Below are 19853 nucleotides of genomic sequence, written 5' to 3'. Positions count from 1 at the left end.
TTGGAGCGCGACAACGAGCGTAGCCGATGCGGCGGACTTTGTCAGCACATGACGCAACCGCCTGGAGGCCCGGTGCCGGTCTCGGGGACCGGCACCGGGCCTCCAGGCTGGTGCGTCAGCGCGCGGGGCGCGACCCGTGGGTGCGACCGCGGATCGTGCCGCGCATCAGACCGCGACTCAGATCGCGTTTCAGATCGCGTTTCAGATCGCGGGGACGATGATGTCGCGGACCAGGGCGTCGAGCTTCGCGTCGGCGTCCAGGAACTGCCGGAGCGTCGTCACGGTCGCACCGAAGCGGTCGAACTCGTCGACCGTCATGCCGTCCACATCGTAACCGCGGGCGAACTCCGGCGTCGCGGCCCGGAGCGCCTCGATGACGTGCACGGGGACCTCGTCGTCGATGGCGTGCGGACGGAACGGGAACGCGTTGTCGTTGATGTCCTTCGTCCACTGGAACGGCGGCGAGACCACCAGGTCCCCGCCCTGGAACTCCGACCACTGCAGTGCGTTGCGGAACGCGGCGACCAGCACGCGCGACCGGAACCCACGCTCCTGGAAGACGCGGTAGGCGTTCTTCACCGCGGCGACACCGGCCCACTCGAGGATGCCCGGGTCCACCATCACGTGGTCGCGCTTGACGACGGTCTTCAGCCAGTCGTCGAAGCGGCCGGCCATCAGGGTGACGACGTGGCCGAACTCCTGCTCGGGCAGGCCCTCGGCAGCACGGCGGTCGAGGGCGCGCTCGATGGCCTCGCCCACGGCGACGACCTGCGGCACGGTGAAGGACACCGTGGCGTTGATCGAGACCCCGCGGTAGGCGGCTTCCTCGATCGCGGCGATGCCGACCTTGGTGGCGGGGATCTTCACGATGATGTTCGGCGCGAGCTGCGAGAACCGGACGGCCTGCTCGACGAGCGCGTCGGCATCGCGGTGGAACCGGGGGTCGGTCTGCATGGACAGTCGACCGTTCCGGCCTCCGGACGCCTCGAACGCGGGCAGCAGCTGCGCCGCGGCGGCGATGGAGAGCTCCTCGACGGCCTTCCAGCCGATCCAGGACTCCCCCGCCGTCGGGTGCTCCTCGGCGATCTCGCGGATGCGCGGGACCCAGGTCTCCGGGTCCTGCTGGATGCAGGTGTACGCGATCACCGGGTTGCAGGTCGCACCGACGGCACCGTACTCGTGGATGGCGGTCGACAGTTCGCGCGGGTCGGCGGAGTCGTTCCACAGGGCGGTGGGGGTCTGCTCCGCGGCCTGCAGGGTGACGGGACGGGAATCGGCGTCGGTGGACACCTGCGTCTCGAGGGTGGTGGTCATCGGTGGAGTCCCTTCGTGATCGTGTCGAGCTGGAACCGCGACACCGCGTCGGCGTTCTCGTCCTCGGCGAAGACGCTCGAGACCGCGACGGTGTCCTCGCGCGCCGAGAAACCGACCCGGTCGAGTGCCGCCCAGAAGGCGTCGAAGTCGACGTCCGCCTGGCCGACCGGCAGGTGCTGGTGCACGCGGACCGGGTTTCCGGGCGGGTTCGTGATGTAGCGCAGGCCGTGCGAGCGACGGTGGTCGTACGCGTCGGCGACGTGGACCAGCTGCAGCGAGTCACCGGCGGCGTCGATGATCTCGTCCATGTTGCCGCCGTAGTGGAACGTGTGGCAGGCGACGTACACGAAGCCGACGTGCCTCGAGTTCAGGCCGCGGATCACCCGGAGCGCCTCGAGCCCGTCCTCGACGAAGTCGTCGGGGTGCGGGTCGATGAGCACACGGATGCCGGCGTCCTCGATGATCGGCAGCAGTTCCTCCATCGACCGGTAGAACTGGTCCTCGGACTCCTCGGCGCGCTCGGGGCGACCGGAGAACTCCGTGTTGATGGTGTCCACGCCGAGGCGCTTCGTGATCTCGATGACCCGCTTCCACTTCCGCACCGCAGCCTGTCGGGCGTCCTCGTCCGGACCCGACCAGCGCAGCACCGGCAGCACGCTCGCCACCTGGACCCCGGCGTCACGGCAGGCCGCGGCGAACGCGTCGACCAGGTCGTCGTCGGCCTTGGGGTGCCGGTAGAAGGGGATGAAGTCCTTGTGCGGGGTGAGCTGCAGGTACTCGTAGCCGAGCTCCGCGACCTTGCGCGGGAACTCGAGCAGCGACAGGTCGTGGTGGAACGGGGTCGGGTCGAGCGCGATCTTCGGCATCGATCAGGCCCCGGCGAGCGCGGCGGTCGCGTCGCTCGTCTCGTCGTAGAACGCCGGCTTGGTGACCGCGTACTCGACCACTTCGTGTGCGCCGGACTGCTGGGCCCGGACCGCGACCTCGGCGACGACGGAGGCGGTGTAGCCGTCCCAGGCACTCGGCCCGTCGATGCCGCCGGTCCGGGCAGCGTCGACCCAGCGCTGGACCTCTTCGTCGTAGGCGGCACCGAAGCGCTCCTTGAAGGACGGCGTGACGCCCTGCGAGGTCGCTCCGGCTGCGACGAGCGAGAGCGACGTGTCGCGGCCGATGTAGGCGACACCGGACTCGAACACGGCGTCGGTGGTGACCTGGTAGCCGAACTGGGCGTTGACGTTGATCTCGACGATCGCCATCGTGCCGGACTCGGTGGTGAACAGGACGAACTGCGGCTCGGGCAGGTCGGCCGGCGCGAGGGAGTTCTTGCGCGGCTTCTTCACCTCGACGCTCGTGATGGCTTCGCCGGTCAGGAACGGGATGATGTCGATCTCGTGGATCACCGAGTCGTGGATGAGCATCGACTCGCTGAAGTTCGGCGGCGTCGTCGGGTTGCGGTGCGCGTGGTGCAGGGCGAGCAGGGCACCGTTCGCCCCCGACTCGCGCAGGGCCTTGAGCTCCTGGTACCCGGCGTCGAACCGGCGCATGAAGCCGACCTGGATGACGGGCCGGGCGGCGTGCTGCTGCTCGAGCTCGACGATGCGCAGCGAGTCCTCGGCACTGGTCGTCAGCGGCTTCTCGCACAGGACGGTGAGTCCGCGCTCGAGCGCGGTCACCAGGATCGGCTCGTGCAGGAAACCCGGCGTCGCGATGATGACGGCGTCGATCTCGGTCTGCTCGAGCGCCTCGTCGAAGGACGCGGCGGTGATCGCGCCGGGCGCCAGGGCGGCTGCCGCAGCGGCACGGGCCTGGTCGGGCTCGACGACGGCGACGACGTCGGCGTTCGAGATCTTGGCGGTGATGCGGCGGACGTGGTCGGCGCCCATCATGCCGGCGCCGACGACGGCGACGCGGAGGTTCTGCGTGGTGGTCATGGTGGTGTTCTCCTGGTGGTTGTTGACGCTGCGTGGACGGCGCGTCAGGAGGCGCGGGCGGCCGAGGTCGAGCCGAAGATGTGCTGGAAGGTGCGCTCGGCGATCGGGCCGGGGGCGTCGACGGAGCAGCCGTACATGTCCTGCTCGACGATGCCGAAGACGTCCGGGTTGATCGCGGCGACGGCCTCGATGATCGGGGCGAGCTCCGGGGTGCCGTGCGGCGGCTCGGTCATGATGCCCTGCGACACGGCGGTGGCGAACGGCACGTCGTTCTTGAGCACGTCGAACAGCAGGTCGGTGTCGACCTGCTTGAGGTGCAGGTAGCCGATGCGCTCCGGGTGGGCGGCGATGAGCTTGAGGTTGTCGCCGCCGTAGTAGGCGAAGTGGCCGGTGTCGAGGCAGAGGTTGGTGTACTCGGGGTTCGTGACCTCGAGGAACCGCACGGTCTCCTTGTAGGTGCCGACGTGGCTGTCCGCGTGGGTGTGGAACTGCTGGTGGACGCCGTACTCCTCGAGCAGCGCCTTGCCGAGCTGGTCGTGTCCCTTGCCGAGACGCTCCCACTGCTCGTCGGTGAGCGTGCGCGCCTCGAGCACCTCTTCGGTGGCGTCCGAGCGCCACAGGTCCGGGATCGTCACCAGGTGCTCGGCGCCGAGCTTCGCTGCCAGACCGGCGACCGCGACGGCCTGGTCCCACGCGCGCTGGAACTGGTCCTCGCCCTTGTGGAACCCGGTGAAGACCGTGCCGGCCGACAGCTTGAGCCCGCGGGACTCGAGCTCGTCGGACAGCTGCGACGGGTCGGTCGGCAGGTACCCGTACGGGCCGAGCTCGATCCACTCGTACCCGGCGGCGGACGCCTCGTCGAGGAAGCGCTGCCACGGCACCTGCTTCGGGTCGTCCGGGAACCAGACGCCCCACGAGTCAGGTGCGGTGCCGATGCGGATCGAGGCGGGCGCCGCGTCGGTGGCGGGGCTGCCGATGGGGGTGGCGGTGTCGGTCATGACGTCGCTGTCGCTTTCTGTCTCGTGAACGGTTCAGCCGAGCAGCGGACGCTGCGTGGCGACCTGCTGCTCGTACTCGGCGCGGGCGGCCTGGGTGCTGGGGAGGGTGGAGGTCTGCGCGACCGGCACGTCCCACCAGCCGTCGCCCTCGGGGGCGTAGACCAGCGGGTCGGAGTTGATGTGCACCAGGGTGGTGTGGTCGTTCGCCTTCGCCTGACGCAGTGCGGCCTTCAGGTCCTCGATGCTGTCCGGGCCGGGCTGCACCTCGATGACGTCGACGCCGTACGAGCGGGCGTTGGCGGCGAGGTCGACGGGCAGGGGCTCGCCGTTCTCGAACGACTCGGTCTCGTCGAGGTACCGGTACTTCGTGCCGAAGCGCTCGGAGCCGACGGTCTCCGACAGGTGCCCGATCGATGCGTACCCGTGATTCTGGATGAGCACGACGATGATCTTGATGCCCTCGGCCACGGCGGTGACGAGCTCGGTGTGCAGCATCAGGTAGCTGCCGTCGCCGACCATCACGATCGCGTCGCGGTCCGGAGCCCCGCGTCGCACCCCGATGCCACCGGCGATCTCGTAGCCCATGCACGAGAACGCGTACTCGACGTGGTACCCGAGCTCGTCGCGCACCCGCCAGAGCTTGTGCAGGTCGCCGGGCAGCGAGCCCGCGGCCTGGATCACGACGTCGCGCGGGTCGGAGACCGACTGCACGGCGCCGATGATCTCGGGCTGGCCGGGCAGGTCCGCGCCGGACGGCGCGAACGCGCCGTCGACGGCGGCGTCCCACGCCGCCTTCAGCGAGGCGATCTCGGAGGCGTAGCCGGGCTCGACGACGTACGCCGTGTCCGAGGTGAGCGACTCGGTCAGGGCGACCAGGGCCTCCCGGGCGTCCGCGATCAGCGGCAGCTGCGAACCGTGCTTGTAGGCGTCGAACGCGGCCACGTTGACGTTGACGAACGTGACGTCGGGGTTCTGGAACGCCGTGCGCGACGCCGTGGTGAAGTCGCTGTAGCGGGTGCCGATCCCGATGACGACGTCGGCCTGGGCGGCGATCGCGTTGGCGGCCGCGGTGCCGGTCGCACCGATCCCGCCGAGGTACTGCGGGTGGTCCCAGACCAGGGATCCGCCGCCGGCCTGCGACGTGCCGACCGGGATCCCGGTGGCCTCGACGAAGGCGCGGAGCTCGTCGGCGGCGTCGGAGTACAGCACCCCGCCGCCGGCCACGATGACCGGACGCCGGCCGGCGCGGATCGCGGCCACGGCACGCTCGAGCGGGCCACGCTCGGGCAGCGGACGGCGGATGTGCCATTCGCGCGGCTGCAGGAACGCGACGGGGACGTCGAACTCCTCGGCCTGGACGTCCTCGGGCAGCGCGATCGTCACCGCACCGGTCTCGGCCGGGTCGGTGAGCACCCGCATCGCGGCGAGGGCGATCGAGAACAACTGCTCCGGACGCTCCACACGGTCGAAGTAGCGCGAGAGCGGACGGAAGGCGTCGGTGACCTGCAACGACGTGTCGTGCGGCAGCTCGATCTGCTGGAGCACCGGGTCGGTGGTGCGCGTGGCGAAGGTGTCCGACGGCAGCAGCAGTGCCGGCAGCCGGTTCGTGGTGGCGAGTGCCGCGGCGGTCAGCATGTTGGCGGCGCCCGGGCCGACCGACGCCGTCGACGCGTAGGTCGCGCGGCGGCGGTGCATGCGGGCGAAGCCGACGGCCTCGTGCACCATCGCCTGCTCGTTGCGGGCCTGGTGGTACGGCAGCAACCCGGGCTGCTCGACGTGGAGCTGCTTGATGGCCTGACCGACCCCGGCGACGTTGCCGTGCCCGAAGATGCCGAAGATCCCCGGGATGGTGCGTTCGCGGACGTCGCCGTCGACGGTCCACTGGTTGGCCAGGAACTCGACGAGTGCCTGGCCGACGGTCATCTTCCGCGTGGTGGTGGTCACGCCTGCTTCCTTTCGTAGGGCAGTCGTGGGTCGATCGATTCCGATGCCCACGCCTGCCGGACCCACCCGTGGGCGGGGTCGTCGGTGATGTTCCAGACGCGCTCCGGGTCGGGCCCGGCCATCACGTTGAGGTAGTACATGTCGTAGCCCGGAGCGGCGACCGCCGGACCGTGCCAGCCGTACGGCACCAGGGCGACGTCACCGGTCCGGACCTGCCGGAACTCGTCGATGGCGCGGTCGTCCGAGGCGTAGGTGCGGTGCAGGGCGAACGGGTCGGCGGCCTCGGGCGCGATCGACTCGAGCCCGCGGGACACCGCAGCCTCGTAGTAGTAGATCTCCTCGAGGTTCGACTCCGAACCGGGCACGTTCGTGTCGTGCTTGTGCGGCGGGTACGACGACCAGTTGCCGGCCGGCGTGATGACTTCGCACACGATGAACTTGACGGCGTCGAGCGCGGCCGGGGTGCCGAAGTTGTGCACCTGACGGCTCGACTGCCCCGCACCGCGGAGTTCCACGGGCACGTCTGGCCGGGCCACGTAGGTGGTCGGCTTGACGGTGTCGGTGGGGGCTTCCGCGACGGCGAACCGGCCGCTGCCGGTGATGGTGGCCGCGGAGCCGGAGCCCAGGTACAGGACGTCGGTGGGACCGTCGAAGACGCTCCCCCGCCCCTGCAGGGCCTGCTCGCCGTCACCGGCGGCGCCCGAGTGGGTCACGTGGAACGACCCGGCGAGCGGCACGACGATGCGCTCGACGGCGTCGGCCGGGAGGCGCAGCTCGCCCCCGTCGGTCAGCGCGCCGGTCCGGAGCCCGGTGTGCGCCCACCCCTCGATGCGACCGTCGACCACGTCGGTCCAGCCCGCCTCGGGCCGGGAGCCCGCCGGGATGAACCACTGGTCGTGCTGGTGCTGTTCGTTCGCCATGCTGCGGGTCAGTTGTTCGACGGGAAGCCGAGGTTGATGCCGCCGTGCGACGGGTCGAGCCAGCGGCTCGTGATCGCCTTCTGACGGGTGAAGAAGCTCACGCCGTCGGCGCCGTACGCCTTGTGGTCACCGAACAGCGAGTTCTTCCAGCCGCCGAACGAGTAGTAGGCGACGGGCACCGGGATCGGGACGTTGATGCCGATCATGCCGACCTGCACGTCGCGCTGGAACCGTCGGGCGGCGCCACCGTCGTTCGTGAAGATGGCGGTGCCGTTGCCGTACGCGCCGGAGTTGATGAGTTCGAGGCCCTCTTCGTAGGTGGCGACGCGGACGACGCTCAGCACCGGACCGAAGATCTCCTCGGTGTAGACGCGGCTGGTGGTGGGCACCTGGTCGATCAGCGTCGGGCCCAGCCAGAAGCCGTTCTCGTCGCCGTCGGGTCGGACGGTGCGGCCGTCCACCACAACCACCGCACCGTCCTGCTCTGCGACCTCGATGTACGAGGCGACCTTGTCACGGTGCTGCTTCGTGACGAGCGGGCCCATGTCGCACCCGCGACGACCGTCGCCGATGCGCAGGGTCGCCGCGCGGTCCTTGATCTTCTGGATGAGCTCGTCGGCCACCGGCTCGACGGCGACGACGACCGAGATCGCCATGCAGCGTTCACCGGCCGAACCGAAGCCGGCGTTGATCGCGTTGTCGGCGACCAGGTCGAGGTCGGCGTCCGGCAGGACGAGCATGTGGTTCTTCGCGCCACCGAGGGCCTGCACGCGCTTGCCGTGCTTGGTACCGGTCTCGTAGACGTACTGCGCGATGGGCGTGGAGCCGACGAACGAGATCGACTCGACGTCGTCGCTGGTGAGCAGGCCGTCGACGGACAGCTTGTCGCCGTTGAGGACGTTGAAGACGCCGTCGGGCAGCCCGGCCTCCTTGAACTTCTCGGCGAGCCAGATGGCGGCCGACGGGTCCTTCTCGCTCGGCTTCAGCACGACGGTGTTGCCCGCGGCGATCGCGATCGGCAGGAACCAGAGCGGCACCATCGCCGGGAAGTTGAAGGGGCTGATGATGCCCACGACGCCGAGCGGCTGGCGGATCGAGTAGACGTCGATGCCGGTCGAGACCTGGTCGGAGAACTCGCCCTTCATCAGGCTCGGGATGTTGGTGGCGAGCTCCACGACCTCTTGCCCACGGGCGATCTCGCCCATGGCGTCGTCGATGACCTTGCCGTGCTCGCTCGTGATGATCTCGGCGAGCTCGGCCTTGTCGCGGTTCAGGATCTCGCGGAACGAGAACAGGATCGCCTGGCGCTTGGCCAGGGAGAGGTTGCTCCAGCCGGGGAACGCCGCCTTGGCGCTGCCGATGGCCGCCTGGATCTCGGACTCGTCGGCCAGCGCGACCTGCTTGGTCGCGACGCCGAGCGCCGGGTCGTACACGGGGGCGGTGTTGCCCGACGCGGATTCGACGCGCTTGCCGTCGATCCAGTGCCCGACGGTGGTGGTGGTCGTGTCGGTGAGCGTCATGCGTTGCTTCCTTCCGAGATGGACGAGTCCATGGTGGTGGCGCCCGCGAGCCGAGCGGCTGGGTCGTGGGCATCTGTGGAGAACCCGCCCCGGGCCTCCTGGCTGTGGACGAGACCGGCGGCCACGTCCACGGCGGCGGCGACGTCGCCGTCCGAGGGGTAGAGCAGGGTGCGTCCGACGACCAGGCCGCGGACGCCGGGCAGGGCCAGGGCGTCAGCCCACTTGGCGTACGTCTCCAGCGGGCGCGAAGCCGGGTCGCCGCCGAGCAGCAGCGTCGGCAGCGTCGTCGCGGCCATCACGCGCTCCATGTCGTCGACGACGGGGATCTTGAGCCAGCTGTAGGCGCTGGACTCGCCGAGGCCGGCAGCGATCGCCATCGAGGTGATCACGGCGTCGGCCGACAGGTCGTTGACGACCCGGCCGTCCCGCCACTCGGACATGAACGGCTCGAGCATGATCGGCAGCTGGAGCGCCGCGGCCTCGCTGACGGCGCGGGCCGTGGCCTCGAGCGTCGGCGCGGTGCCCGAGTCCTCCAGGGCGATGCGCACCAGCAGCTTGGCGAAGTCGAGCCCGGAGTCCTTGATCGCCTGCGCCGAGTACGCCGTGTACCTGTCGTCCATCTCGAAGGTCGCGCCGCGGAGCCCCCCGCGGTTCATCGACCCGACGACGACCTTGCCGTCGAGGGCGCCGAGCAGCGCGAGGTCCTCGAGGATGTCGGGGGTGCCGAGCACGCCGTCGACCCCCGGCCGGCCGAGGGCCGTGACGAGCCGCTCGAGCAGGTCGTAGCGGTCCGCCATCGCGGACTCGTCGTCGCGCACCGCCAGCGCACCGCGTGCGGGGTGGTCGGCGGCGACGATGAAGAGCTTGCCGTCGTCGGCGAGCAGGGAGCGCTTGCGGCGAGCGTCGAGCGTGGCACGCACCAGGTCCGGCTGGCCGGCACGGATGTCGCGGAGGCGCTGGAAGTCAGCGGGGCTGAGCTCAGGCATGGGTCTTCTCCTCGGTGTGCGTCTCACCCGTCTGCGTCGCACCCGTGTGCGTCGTGCCCTCGGCCGGGTTGTCGGTCAGGAACTGCTCGATCTCGTCGCTCGTCGGCATCGCCGTCGAGCACTCGAACCGCGTCGCGACGATCGCGCCGGCGGCGTTGCAGAACGCCAGGATCCGCTCGAGGCTCCAGCCCTGCAGCAGCCCGTGGGTCAGCGCGCCGCCGAAGCCGTCGCCCGAGCCGAGCCCGTTCACGACGTCGATGTGGTGCGGACGGAACTCGACGAACTCGTCGCGGGTCTTCGCCAGCACGCCCTTCGGCCCCTGCTTGACGATCGCGATCTCGACACCGCGGTCGAGCAGGGCGTCGGCGGCGCGGACCGGGTCGGTCTCACCGACCGCGACCTCGCACTCCTCGCGGTTGCCGACGGCGACGGTGGCGTGCTCGAGGGCGATCGCGACCTCGCGCGTCGCGGCCTCGGGGCTCGACCAGAACATCGACCGGTAGTCCAGGTCCAAAACGGTGTGGGTCTTCGTGCTGTTCTGCGCGGCGGACCGGGCTTCGTACGCCACGTGGTGCGCCTGTCGGCTCGGCTCCTCGCTGAGGCCGGTCACCGTGGTCCAGAAGATCTTTGCGCGCTCGATCTCGTGCAGCGGCAGGGACTTCGCCGTGATCATCAGGTCCGGCGCCTTCGGGGCCCGGTAGAAGTAGAGCGGGAAGTCGTCAGGCGGAAAGATCTCGCAGAAGGCGACGGGGGTGTTCAGCCCCTCCACCGTCTCGACGAACGCGTTCGCGACCCCGTACTCGGGCAGCGTGCGGGCGATGTACCGGCCGAAGGGGTCGTTGCCCGTCCGGGTGATGACCGCGGCGTCCGCGCCGTGTCGAGCAGCGGCGATGGCGACGTTCGTGGCGCTGCCGCCGACGGACTTCGAGAAGGTCGAGACGTCCTCGAGCGGGCCGGTCTGCTGCGGGTAGATGTCGACGCTGACGCGTCCCATCGTGATCACGTCGTAGGCGTGGGGAGCTTGGTTCGTCATGCGACGCGGTGGACCTTCCGTGCGGCTTCATCGGCGGACGATCACGACTGTACACCCTGTTTGCCCTAATGTCATGACATGGATTCCGTGGTCCGTCACGTTGGTCCCGTGGCGCTGGTCACGCTGGTTCTGCGGGGCGCGCCGGAGTGCCGGGAGGCGCGGTGTCGGTGGGTTCTGCCAGGGTCGCGACATGCAGATCCTCGCCCTGGTCATCGGTCTCGTGATCGGCATCGCCGTCGGTGCGGTCGTCGCCTGGTCGCTCGCCCGCTCGCGCGCGGGCGTCGACGCCGCGTCGTCCCGTGCGACGGCCGAGGCGCTCCGCGGCCAGCTCGAGGCGGCCCGACGCGACGCCGAGGAACGCCTCGACGCCCAGGACACGCAGTACCGTCGCCAGGTCGACTCGCTCGAGCGGCGCTCCGCCGAGCTCGAGCACCTGGTGCAGCGCATGCACGGCGTCGACGCGGCACGGAACCAGAACGAGTCCAAGGTGCTCTCCGCGCTCAGCCCCGTGGCGCAGACGCTCGACGTGATGCGCACGAAGATCGCCGAGCTCGAGCAATCGCGGAGCGAGCAGTACGGCGCGCTGTCGGCGCAGCTCCGGTCGGCCGCCGAGTCGGAAGAGCGCCTGCGCGCCACTGCCGACACCCTGGCCAGCGCCCTGTCGTCGAACAGCACGCGCGGCGTCTGGGGCGAGACGCAGCTGCGCAACGTGGTCGAGGCCGCCGGGCTGCTCGAACGCGTCGACTTCGACGTGCAGTCCTCCGTCAGCACCGCCGTCGGCTCCGCCCGCCCGGACATGGTCGTGCACCTGCCCGGCGGCAAGACCATCGCCGTCGACGCCAAGGTGCCGTTCAGCGCCTACCTGCAGGCCGCCGAGATCCCGGCGACCGCCACCGGTGCCGAGGCAGCTCGACGCGACCAGCTCATCGCCCAGCACGTCAAGGCGCTCCGAGCCCACGTCGACGCCCTTGCCGCACGGGAGTACTGGACCGGCTACGACGCCTCCCCCGAGCTCACCGTCGCCTTCATCCCGTCCGAGTCGCTCATCTCGAGCGCCCTCGCCGCCGACCCCGGCCTGCTGGACCACGCCTTCCGCAAGCGCATCGCGCTCGCCTCTCCCGTGACGCTGTGGTCCGTGCTCAAGACCGTGGCGTTCTCGTGGCAGCAGGACGTCGTCTCGCAAGAGGCGCACGAGCTCTTCAAGGTCTCCCGCGAGCTCTACGGCCGGCTGTCCACGATGGCCGGGCACGTCGACAAGCTCGGCCGCTCGATCCGGGGCTCCGTCGTCGACTACAACCGGTTCGTCGGGTCCCTCGAGCGCCAGGTGCTGCCGAGCGCCCGTCGGCTGTCGCTGCTCGACGAGTCGAAGGTCATCGCGGACCCGTCATCGATCGAGGACGAGCCGAGGCTGCTCACGGCCCCGGAGCTCGTCGGCGCCGTCGACGAGGACTGAGCCGCTCGCTACGATCGATCGTCATGGGGGAAGCACTGCAGAACCATCCCGGCGACCGCGAGTTCCCGGTCCGTCCACGCTGGCGGCACCGGGCGATGGTCGCCAAGGCGCGGAAGCAGACCGGGCGACGACGGGACCGCGCCGCAGCGTGGATCATCATGGCGATCGCGATCGTGGCGTTCTTCGTCGTGCTCCTGATCTCGATCCTCGCCCCGTACGACGTCCGGCAGCACTTCGGGTACGGCATCCAGGCGGTGTGGCGCTGCTTCCTGATCGCCGTCGTCGTGTGGTTCGTGCTGACCTTCATCACCTCGCTCCGTGACATCGGGCTGCCGGTGCGGGAACAGCGGCGGTACCGGGAGCGCACCGGTGCTCGCGAGCTGCCCGTCCGCCGACTGCAGCAGCTGGCCCTCGCCTCGTTCGGCGACTTCCACGACGGATGGTGGCCGGCGTCGCTCGCCCCGTACGGTTCGCGGGTTGAGCTCGGTGGCGAGTACCTGCAGGACACCACGTCGTCGCCCTTCGTGACCATCCCCCTGCCCCCGCTGACGTTCCTGCGCCGCGAACTCGACGGGACCTACAAGATCGCCAGCGGGCGGGACGCACAGGCCTTCGCCGTCGACCTGCTCGGTCCGAAGAGCGTGTCGTGGCAGTTCCTCGCGTTGAGCCGATCCGCCGAGGGTGAGACCCGGCTCACCCGGCTGTCCTCACTGCTCGGCACCGACCCGTGGGCAGGGTCGAGCCTGCTCGAACGCCGAGCGGACCGACCGCCGAAGCTGCTCTGGTCGATGGACGTCAAGAACGCGGTCACCGCCGTCCGAGGTGCGTACGCCGCCGGGCTCCTGAACGAGGACGATGCCTGGTCGTCGATCGACCTGGTCTCCGATGTCGCCTTCACCCTGTTCGACTCGTGGGACGACTACTTCGACAACCTGCGGGCCGCGTACGCCCTGGTCTACGACGAGCTCAAGACGGTGCAGGAGTTCGATGCTGGGCGGCGTGAGCTCTTCGCCTCGAACTGGCCGATCACGCGGCTGCCGTGGCCGGCGTCGCCGGGGGTGCTGCTGCCCCGGACCGTCAGCGACCCGCTGTGGGCGGACGAGGACGACGCGTCGGTCTCCTGACCACGACAGGATCACCCTCGGGGCGACGGCTCATGCGTCGGAGTACCCGGGGAGCGCGCGGACGGCCTCGGCGTTGCGGTCCCACTCCGCTGCGATCCGCCCGATCGGCCACGCGTCAGACCCGCCGAACAGCCACATGGTCCCCAGGATCACCATGTCCGATGCGAAGGCGGCGAGGTGCCCGGAAACCGGCATGAACTCGTCCATCTCCCGTTCCTCGGCGGACCGGTCGATGTGGTGCCGAAGCGCCTTCCCTTGCATCAACGGCTCTCTCACCGTCCATCCGGCAGTCCGTGCCGCAACCGATGGTGGGTCGGAGTCGCGAGCGGCTGCGAATGCCACCGCCGCGTAGGCACCACGCTGCCTCGTCCGTTGGGTGTGGGACACACCCTCGTCAGGGACGCGCAGCGCGCGTGCCGCCGTGCTCACACGGGGAGCGTCCCCGTAGACCGCGATCAACACCGATCCCCAGATCAGCGCAGCCCCGCCCGGAACCGTGACGAACGACTTCACCCGAGCCGCCTTCTCGAAGGCGTTCCGAACCTGCTTCGGAACGTCCATCGAGGACGGATCGAGCGCTGTGCGGAGTACTTCGACGTCGATCACCTTGAACCACCTTCGTTCGTGTCGCGACCGGGAGCCTTCGCCGCGATAGCGCACTTCATTGCCTCTTGATCATTCACGCCGTCTACCTCCGCTCGAGCTTCGCCGCACGATCGAGCACCTTGATCAACGGCTTCGGCGCCAGGAACGCTCGTGCCAGCCCTTGAGCGGTGAAGCCGTCTGCACCGACCAACCTGGCCTTCGCTCCGGCACTCAGCATTGCACTGGCGCCAGCCACCGCGTCGTCCACAGAGACCGGGTGTGGGTTCGATCGATTCGGTCGCACGGGGAGAGAACGTCGTACGAGCAGTCGGAGCGGAGTCTCTCCAGCCACGGCAGAGTTGAGCAGAGCCGCATCGGCACGAATTGCTGATTGGATGTCGATGAGGGACCCATGCGTAGCGGCCTCGAACACGACGGATACGCCCGCCTCATCATCCTCGAACACCCGATCCTGCTGCAGCATGGTGATAAGCCCGGCGGGTGCGTCCCCCGAGATTCGGGCATAGCTCAGTGGGGTCGCACCAAGGTCGTTGACATGGCACGGATCAGCGCCGGCGTCGAGCAAGACGGCGACCGGATCAAGTCCGCCGTCGCCTGAGTTCGTCACTGCGAGCTGCAGCGGCGTCGTCCCCCAGCGGTCCGGCGAGTCCACCTCCACCCCGAGGTCCAGGAGTGCTCGCATCGCATGCACCGCACCGGTCTGAGCCGCGAAGTGGAGGGGCGTGAGGGCGTCGGCATTGGCGCGTGATGCTGAAGACACTTCGAAGCCTTCCGACGCGATCCTCGTGATCGCCTGCGGATCGTCCGCGATGATCGCATCCCAGAACGCAGAACTGTCCATCGCTGTGCTCATCGGATGATGCTATCCAGGACTTCCACGCCACCCGACTGCAAGCCCAGCTGGTCGGGCCTGCGCTTCTTCCGAGCAGTCTCACGTCTGATGAGATGAGACTGCCATCGCCCCCTCGCACTCGCGGGAGACTGAGAAATCGATCCGTTCGACGGGTGACCGTCTCGAGCGCATCGCCCAAGCAATGCAGGAGCCCCGCTACTCGCGCGGGTGAGGCAGGCGCGTCATTCCGCCGAGATGTACCGCGCGGGAACGAGCAAGGCCAGGGTCACCCGGCCGTGGCCCTCCGTGAACTCCACGCCCTCCCGGTGCGCGCCAGCTGCATCGATTCGCAACAGGACGGGAGCGGTGGACTTGCGCCGCCCAGCCTGCATAGCCAACTCGCGATCGGTCGTCAGATGCGCGTACTGGCGCCCCATCGGTAAGAGCCCTTCGCGCAGGATCGACTCAGCCGCAGCGGGGGAAGTTGCATGCCAGAGCACCGGCTGCGGAACGATCGACGGCTTCACGATGCGCTCGTCCGTCGAGTGCCCGTACTGAGCACGGATCCGGTCGCTTTCGACGGCGAAGCGCTGCTTGTCGGACTCGGCGACCACGCGGCGCAGATCTTCCAACGATGACTGAATGCCCGACCGCTCCAAAGCGTCGGCAAGATCTGCGAGCGGGACGCTCCCGTCAGCGCCGAGTTCCAGCCCGTACGCACCCGGTTCGTGCCGCAACGCGTGCGACATCGCCTTGCTGATCAACGTGTCCCTACGAGGCATGTCTCAGTCCTCTTCCTGCTCCGCGAGCCACGCTGCTCGATGCTCCTCCATCTCCTCCCACCAGACGTCGAAGGACGTCCACTGCCCCCGGTACTCCGTCCCAGGTGAAGCAAACGTATGGATGATCAGCACGGGAGGGTCGCCCGAATGGTCGCCACCGTCAAAGCAGAACACATCGTCTGTGTCCTGGTGCTTTGCGAAGGGCACGAGGGAACGGGTCGGATACTGCTTCGCGACGATTTCAGCCTAAAAGTACAAGTCGTCTTCATACTTAACAAGCCACGACCATGGTTCGACCGCCGGCAGATCATCAGCGGCGACCAGGTGCAGGAAGCGATTCGGGAAGAGGAAGAACTCTGGCTGGATCAGCCGGATAACGACCAGGCGTTCGTCGACGGTGAGGTGACGAAGAGCTCTCATCCTGCACCCCCTTGCGAGACGGAATGTGTCGTCGTAGTTGTAGGGTTCGCCGGTAAGTCGGTCGGTCTTGTTTGCAGGAGACGGACTTCTGCGAGAACCGAACGGCCCCGAGTTCCACGATGGCCGCCCAGTACACCTTCGAATCACTCATGGCCCCTCCCAGAGGTCCTCGTTCGGGCAGCCGGGCGGCTCATCCGTCCTGCTGGCCGTCGACGAGGTCGACTGGATAGTACGGCGACGACCGCAACACGGAGTCGTCGAGCCCGCGCGCCACGACGAGCCCAGCCGCCTCCCAAGCCCAGTACCCGAAGTACGTTTCAAAGCTATCCCCCTGCACTGCCTTCAGCGCTGAGGCCCACCAAATGAACGAGATGTTCTTCTGCCAGGCTTGCACGTACCTGTTCAGCGCAGAAATGGCGCGATCCGGCGTCCCGGTCGCGGCCGTATCGAGGTTCTGGAACGGCCGCTTGTGCCACACGGAGTCCCGCACCGGTTCGACCCCCAACAGTGTCCCGAGCACTGGGTCAGCGCCTCCAGCAGCAGCAACGATCTCGATCAACCGATCCGTCAACGCCGAATTGACGCCGATGCACCGCGCCACCGACGCCAACCACAGTGCGTAGTAGTACGGCGACTTGTCGTTGAACGTCAGCGCTTCTAGCGGGAAGCCACCGTCGGGCACGGCAGCGTAGCGGTTCCAGTTCTCCCAGATAGTGACGACCGACTCGAGATCATCCGCGAGGAGTGACGTCGGAAAGCCCGCCGAGTACCGCGCGCCCAACAGAAAGAGCGCGTTGTCGAAGTTCGCGGTCGTTCGAATACTCCCAGCTCGCACGTCGTCGGCCCGGAACACATGACTGAACGGGCGAAACCCCTCGACGCCGCGCGTCAAGACTTCTATCGCATCGGTCCAGTAGGCCGCACTCACTCGGCTGTCGCGTGGAGTCATGCCTTTTAGCGTAAACGTGCCGCCGCATCGAGCAGTTGCGGTATGCACGAGCCGTCCGGACTGATCTTGATGACTGCGCGCTCGGGCGTCTCATCCGCTCGAGCCGGAACTGGCTTCACCGAGACCGACTGATGACCCGCTGGCCCCGTTCCTCTATTTGCGATTCAACCGATGTGTTCGTTTGAAGAGTGAAACAGGCACTGCCGTCTTTTGGTACAACAAAGGGGCCATTTCCAGCTAGGCTAAACAACGGGTTTTGTGTCTCGTAATACTCTCGGCTGTTGTAAAGAACGATCCACCAATCGTCGGTCTCGATCCATCCCCTATCCCAGATAAGGTCTTCGTCAGCGCGCACTTCCTTCGCAAATTCATCCTGAGCATCTTTGAGAGTTCGCATGCACCATCACCGTGTCTTGAGTAGGAAGAGTTGATCGAAGTTCTCCAACTTGGCAAACGTTCCTGACTGTCCGTCGAGGAACACAACACCATTCCGATCGTGAACAACGTTGAACACGTGGCCGACTGGATTGGTACCCGCCCTGGTCCCGAATACAACGCCACGAGCCCCCTCACCAGCGGACTCGAGCCTAGCGACGATCGAATCGTACGACCGCACCGGTTGGAAGTCTCGGATGGACTTGCCGAAGTGCTCAGCGACGTCGGCGACGCTCGCGCCTCGCGTGAAGACGGGCATTGCCGAGACGGCTTTCCCATCGAGCACATGCTCTGTCGCGATGACACACCTCGTGCAGTTCATGCTGAACCCGTCCACACCCCGGGCGAGCCGCTCCGCGTTGACCATCTTCAGTGGTCCGTACTCCCGCTCGAAGACTGAGCGGAGAACTTGCGGGTCTGCGGAGTCAGCATGAATCGCCCGACGGAGACCGCGAGGAACGCTGGTTGCGAGGTCGCGGACCATCGGCACACCGGCATTCAGAGAACGGACTGCCCTGGTGCCGGACGTGACATCCCCGGCCGCGGTCAGCATCCCCGTGAACTTTGCCGTGCGGGCTCCTGCCGACAAGGCACCAGCGGCCGGCACGCAATCAATGAGGGAGAACGCGAGGTCCCACCCGTCGGCTTCGCCCTTGCCCATCTTGTACAACGTGTCCACCAACACCACGAGCGCGATCGCCGCGATGATCAACGTCCACGGCCCCGGGATGATCATCGCGATGATCCCACCCACCGCCACGACGACCTTCGCCACCGACACGATGGTCTCCCACGCCTCGGACCCGAAGATCTTGTCCCACGTGGACTGCTTCCCGAGCCCCGCGTCCGCAGCTTCACCGATCTTCGTCGCAGTCCGCTGCTCCGCGTCCTGCCAATCACCCTTCGCGTCCGCCACGAGCCGCTTCGCCGCATCGATCCGCGACTGCGCCGCCGAGATGTCTCCCTGCGCCGATGACACGGAGCCCTGCGCCACGGACGCGTTGTCGGACGCCGCCCGCAACTGCGCCGGCGAGGGAACATCCACCCCGTCCGGCACGTCGGAACCCGCCGGGTACTCGTCCGCGACCTTCGACAGGTCCTTCGACGCCGACTCGTAGTGCGACAACGTCGACTGCGCATCCGCCAACCGGTCCTGCGCCGCGGCGAGGTCCCCGGTGGCGTCCTTCGCATCCGCCAACGCACCATCAGCCCGGTACTGGGTGTCATCGACCGTGTCAGCCCACCCCGACAACGCCGTCGCGGCGAGCTCGTACGAATCGACGAGCTTGGTCAGGTCCGACGGGGTGTCCTCGATCGCGTCGACGAACACATCCGCGGCTTCACCCTCCCAGTCGGTCAGCCACCCGGACCCCTTCACCGACTTCAGCCGGGTCGAGGCGTCATCGGCCGCGTCGGAGATGCGCTGGTACTCCCGCGCCATCATCCGCAACGTCGACGGATCCCCCTTGACCGGATCATCACCCTGATCGACAACGTCCCACCCCGACGGCCGCCCCATCATTCCTCCCCAGGTCCGATCTCTCGCGCCGTTGTCCACAAGCGCGCGAGTGTGACCATATCAGGGGGCAGCGACGGGGACGAGTTCCACCGACCGATGTCGACCCGTCAGAGGGCCGCGCGGACCGACTCGAGGTCCGGGAAACCGCGGAGCCGGTAGCGCGTCGGGCGGACCTCGAGTTCCTCGATCAGCCCGGACGCCAGCTCCCGCAGCCGACCGAACGGCACGGGCTGCGTCTGCCCGTCGAGGGTCACGAGCACGATCGTGTCGACCGCGGCGACGACGGTCTCGACGTCCTCGGTCCACGACGAGTACGAGAAGGCCGGGTCGTCCTCGGCGAGCCGGGCGACCGAGACCGCACCGACGTGGACGTCCTCACCCCGCCGGTCGAACGACTCCTGCAGGGCGTCCTGCTGCAGGTTCGCGGCGGTCGCCGTCCAGAGCGCGCGGATCGTCCGGAGCTCGCCGTCGAGTGACGGGTGCTCGAACCGGACCCACCCGTCACCGCGCAGCACCATGGGCGGTCCACTCAGGACCTCGCCCTCGTCGTCGGCCAGGATCTGCTGGGCGACACCGGCCGCGACCTGGAGCCCGTCCTCGTCCTGGTCGCCGGTGACGATGAACGTCGTCGGCGCAACCGGGAAGACCACTGCGCTGCCGCGGAACTCGATCCCCTGGAACGCCTGCGGTGCGAGCACGAGCACCACGGCGAGGTCGGGGTCCTGGATGACGATCGTTCCGGGCTGGATCACCGCGACGTCGCCTCCGGCCTGCCCCTGCGCGGCGGCGACGGCTGCGCGCAGGACGTCGTCGTCCGCCCAGCCCATCTCGGCGAGCGCCGGCGCGGTGAGGATCGCACCGTCCTCGTCCGCCAGGATCACGCCGAGGTCGGGCGCCACCGGCACGACGTGCGGCAGCCGGTCGGCCGTGCCGTCCGCCTCCGCGTGCAGCGTGCGGATGCCCGCGGTGTCCAGTCCGACGATCCGTGCCGTTGTCGCAGTCATGCGTCGAGCCTACGCAAGGGCTCGTGCAACGGGGCGCCGCCGGAAGACCGGCGACGCCCCGAAGCGGCGGACGATCGTCCGGC

At 68.5% G+C, this 19853-nt stretch carries 18 protein-coding genes; 2 read left to right on the top strand and 16 right to left on the bottom strand.

Going from position 1 to position 19853, the window contains the following annotated elements:
* Positions 1–201: 201 nt before the first annotated feature.
* Genes DEI96_RS04425 through iolC form a run of 9 tightly spaced genes read right to left on the bottom strand, consistent with a single transcriptional unit; the run spans position 202 to position 10646 of the window.
* Entirely contained in the window at positions 202–1314 is a 1113-nt protein-coding gene (locus DEI96_RS04425; protein ID WP_111022589.1) for a transaldolase family protein, read from the bottom strand.
* Entirely contained in the window at positions 1311–2180 is an 870-nt protein-coding gene (locus DEI96_RS04420; protein ID WP_027464526.1) for a sugar phosphate isomerase/epimerase family protein, read from the bottom strand. The genes DEI96_RS04425 and DEI96_RS04420 overlap by 4 nt, the downstream gene beginning before the upstream one ends.
* A 3-nt stretch (positions 2181–2183) precedes the next feature.
* Positions 2184–3245, bottom strand: a complete 1062-nt coding sequence (locus DEI96_RS04415; protein ID WP_111022588.1) for a Gfo/Idh/MocA family protein — start codon at positions 3243–3245, stop codon at positions 2184–2186.
* 44 nt (positions 3246–3289) lie between these two features.
* A complete protein-coding gene (locus DEI96_RS04410; protein WP_017887103.1) occupies positions 3290–4243 on the bottom strand; it encodes a sugar phosphate isomerase/epimerase family protein in 954 nt (317 codons plus the stop codon).
* Between the two features lie 33 nt (positions 4244–4276).
* Positions 4277–6166, bottom strand: a complete 1890-nt coding sequence (gene iolD, locus DEI96_RS04405) for a 3D-(3,5/4)-trihydroxycyclohexane-1,2-dione acylhydrolase (decyclizing) (RefSeq protein WP_110864498.1) — start codon at positions 6164–6166, stop codon at positions 4277–4279.
* A gap of 17 nt (positions 6167–6183) precedes the next feature.
* Positions 6184–7107, bottom strand: a complete 924-nt coding sequence (iolB, locus tag DEI96_RS04400; protein ID WP_111022587.1) for a 5-deoxy-glucuronate isomerase — start codon at positions 7105–7107, stop codon at positions 6184–6186.
* Between the two features lie 8 nt (positions 7108–7115).
* The gene (locus DEI96_RS04395; protein WP_110864410.1) at positions 7116–8627 is read right to left on the bottom strand and encodes a CoA-acylating methylmalonate-semialdehyde dehydrogenase; all 1512 of its coding nucleotides are present in this window, start codon (positions 8625–8627) and stop codon (positions 7116–7118) included.
* Positions 8624–9613: a class I fructose-bisphosphate aldolase gene (locus DEI96_RS04390; protein WP_035807563.1), complete on the bottom strand. Its 990-nt coding sequence runs from the start codon at positions 9611–9613 to the stop codon at positions 8624–8626. The genes DEI96_RS04395 and DEI96_RS04390 overlap by 4 nt, the downstream gene beginning before the upstream one ends.
* Positions 9606–10646: a 5-dehydro-2-deoxygluconokinase gene (gene iolC / locus DEI96_RS04385; protein ID WP_111022586.1), complete on the bottom strand. Its 1041-nt coding sequence runs from the start codon at positions 10644–10646 to the stop codon at positions 9606–9608. Before iolC ends, DEI96_RS04390 begins: the two co-directional genes overlap by 8 nt.
* A 190-nt stretch (positions 10647–10836) precedes the next feature.
* Here iolC and DEI96_RS04380 point away from each other — a divergent pair, with 190 nt between their 5' ends.
* Complete coding sequence (locus DEI96_RS04380; protein ID WP_111022585.1) at positions 10837–12099, top strand: DNA recombination protein RmuC; 1263 nt, start codon at positions 10837–10839, stop codon at positions 12097–12099.
* 23 nt (positions 12100–12122) lie between these two features.
* Positions 12123–13223, top strand: coding sequence for a DUF1266 domain-containing protein (locus tag DEI96_RS04375; RefSeq protein ID WP_111022584.1), 1101 nt, complete (start codon positions 12123–12125; stop codon positions 13221–13223).
* Positions 13224–13253: 30 nt separating this feature from the next.
* Here the strand turns inward: DEI96_RS04375 and DEI96_RS04370 are convergent, their stop codons facing one another.
* The 7 genes from DEI96_RS04370 to DEI96_RS04345 form a co-directional block, all read right to left on the bottom strand.
* Positions 13254–13829 (bottom strand): hypothetical protein, encoded by a 576-nt coding sequence (locus DEI96_RS04370; RefSeq protein WP_111022583.1) that lies wholly within the window; start codon positions 13827–13829, stop codon positions 13254–13256.
* A gap of 82 nt (positions 13830–13911) precedes the next feature.
* Entirely contained in the window at positions 13912–14682 is a 771-nt protein-coding gene (locus DEI96_RS04365; protein ID WP_111022582.1) for an ankyrin repeat domain-containing protein, read from the bottom strand.
* Positions 14683–14903: 221 nt separating this feature from the next.
* Complete coding sequence (locus tag DEI96_RS04360) at positions 14904–15425, bottom strand: RNA 2'-phosphotransferase (protein WP_181440458.1); 522 nt, start codon at positions 15423–15425, stop codon at positions 14904–14906.
* Positions 15426–16053: 628 nt separating this feature from the next.
* Positions 16054–16812, bottom strand: coding sequence for a PoNe immunity protein domain-containing protein (locus tag DEI96_RS04355; protein ID WP_111022579.1), 759 nt, complete (start codon positions 16810–16812; stop codon positions 16054–16056).
* A gap of 115 nt (positions 16813–16927) precedes the next feature.
* Positions 16928–17209: a YrhB domain-containing protein gene (locus DEI96_RS18060; protein ID WP_081612280.1), complete on the bottom strand. Its 282-nt coding sequence runs from the start codon at positions 17207–17209 to the stop codon at positions 16928–16930.
* Between the two features lie 6 nt (positions 17210–17215).
* A complete protein-coding gene (locus tag DEI96_RS04350; RefSeq protein WP_146246865.1) occupies positions 17216–18805 on the bottom strand; it encodes a toxin glutamine deamidase domain-containing protein in 1590 nt (529 codons plus the stop codon).
* A gap of 68 nt (positions 18806–18873) precedes the next feature.
* Complete coding sequence (locus DEI96_RS04345) at positions 18874–19770, bottom strand: hypothetical protein (protein ID WP_111022577.1); 897 nt, start codon at positions 19768–19770, stop codon at positions 18874–18876.
* Between the last annotated feature and the right edge of the window lie 83 nt (positions 19771–19853).

Origin of the sequence: Curtobacterium sp. MCLR17_031, assembly GCF_003234775.2 — a bacterium.
Taxonomy (GTDB): domain Bacteria; phylum Actinomycetota; class Actinomycetes; order Actinomycetales; family Microbacteriaceae; genus Curtobacterium; species Curtobacterium flaccumfaciens.
The sequence above is the reverse complement of the archived record's forward strand: the minus strand, read 5'-3'. Positions and strand labels throughout refer to the sequence as shown.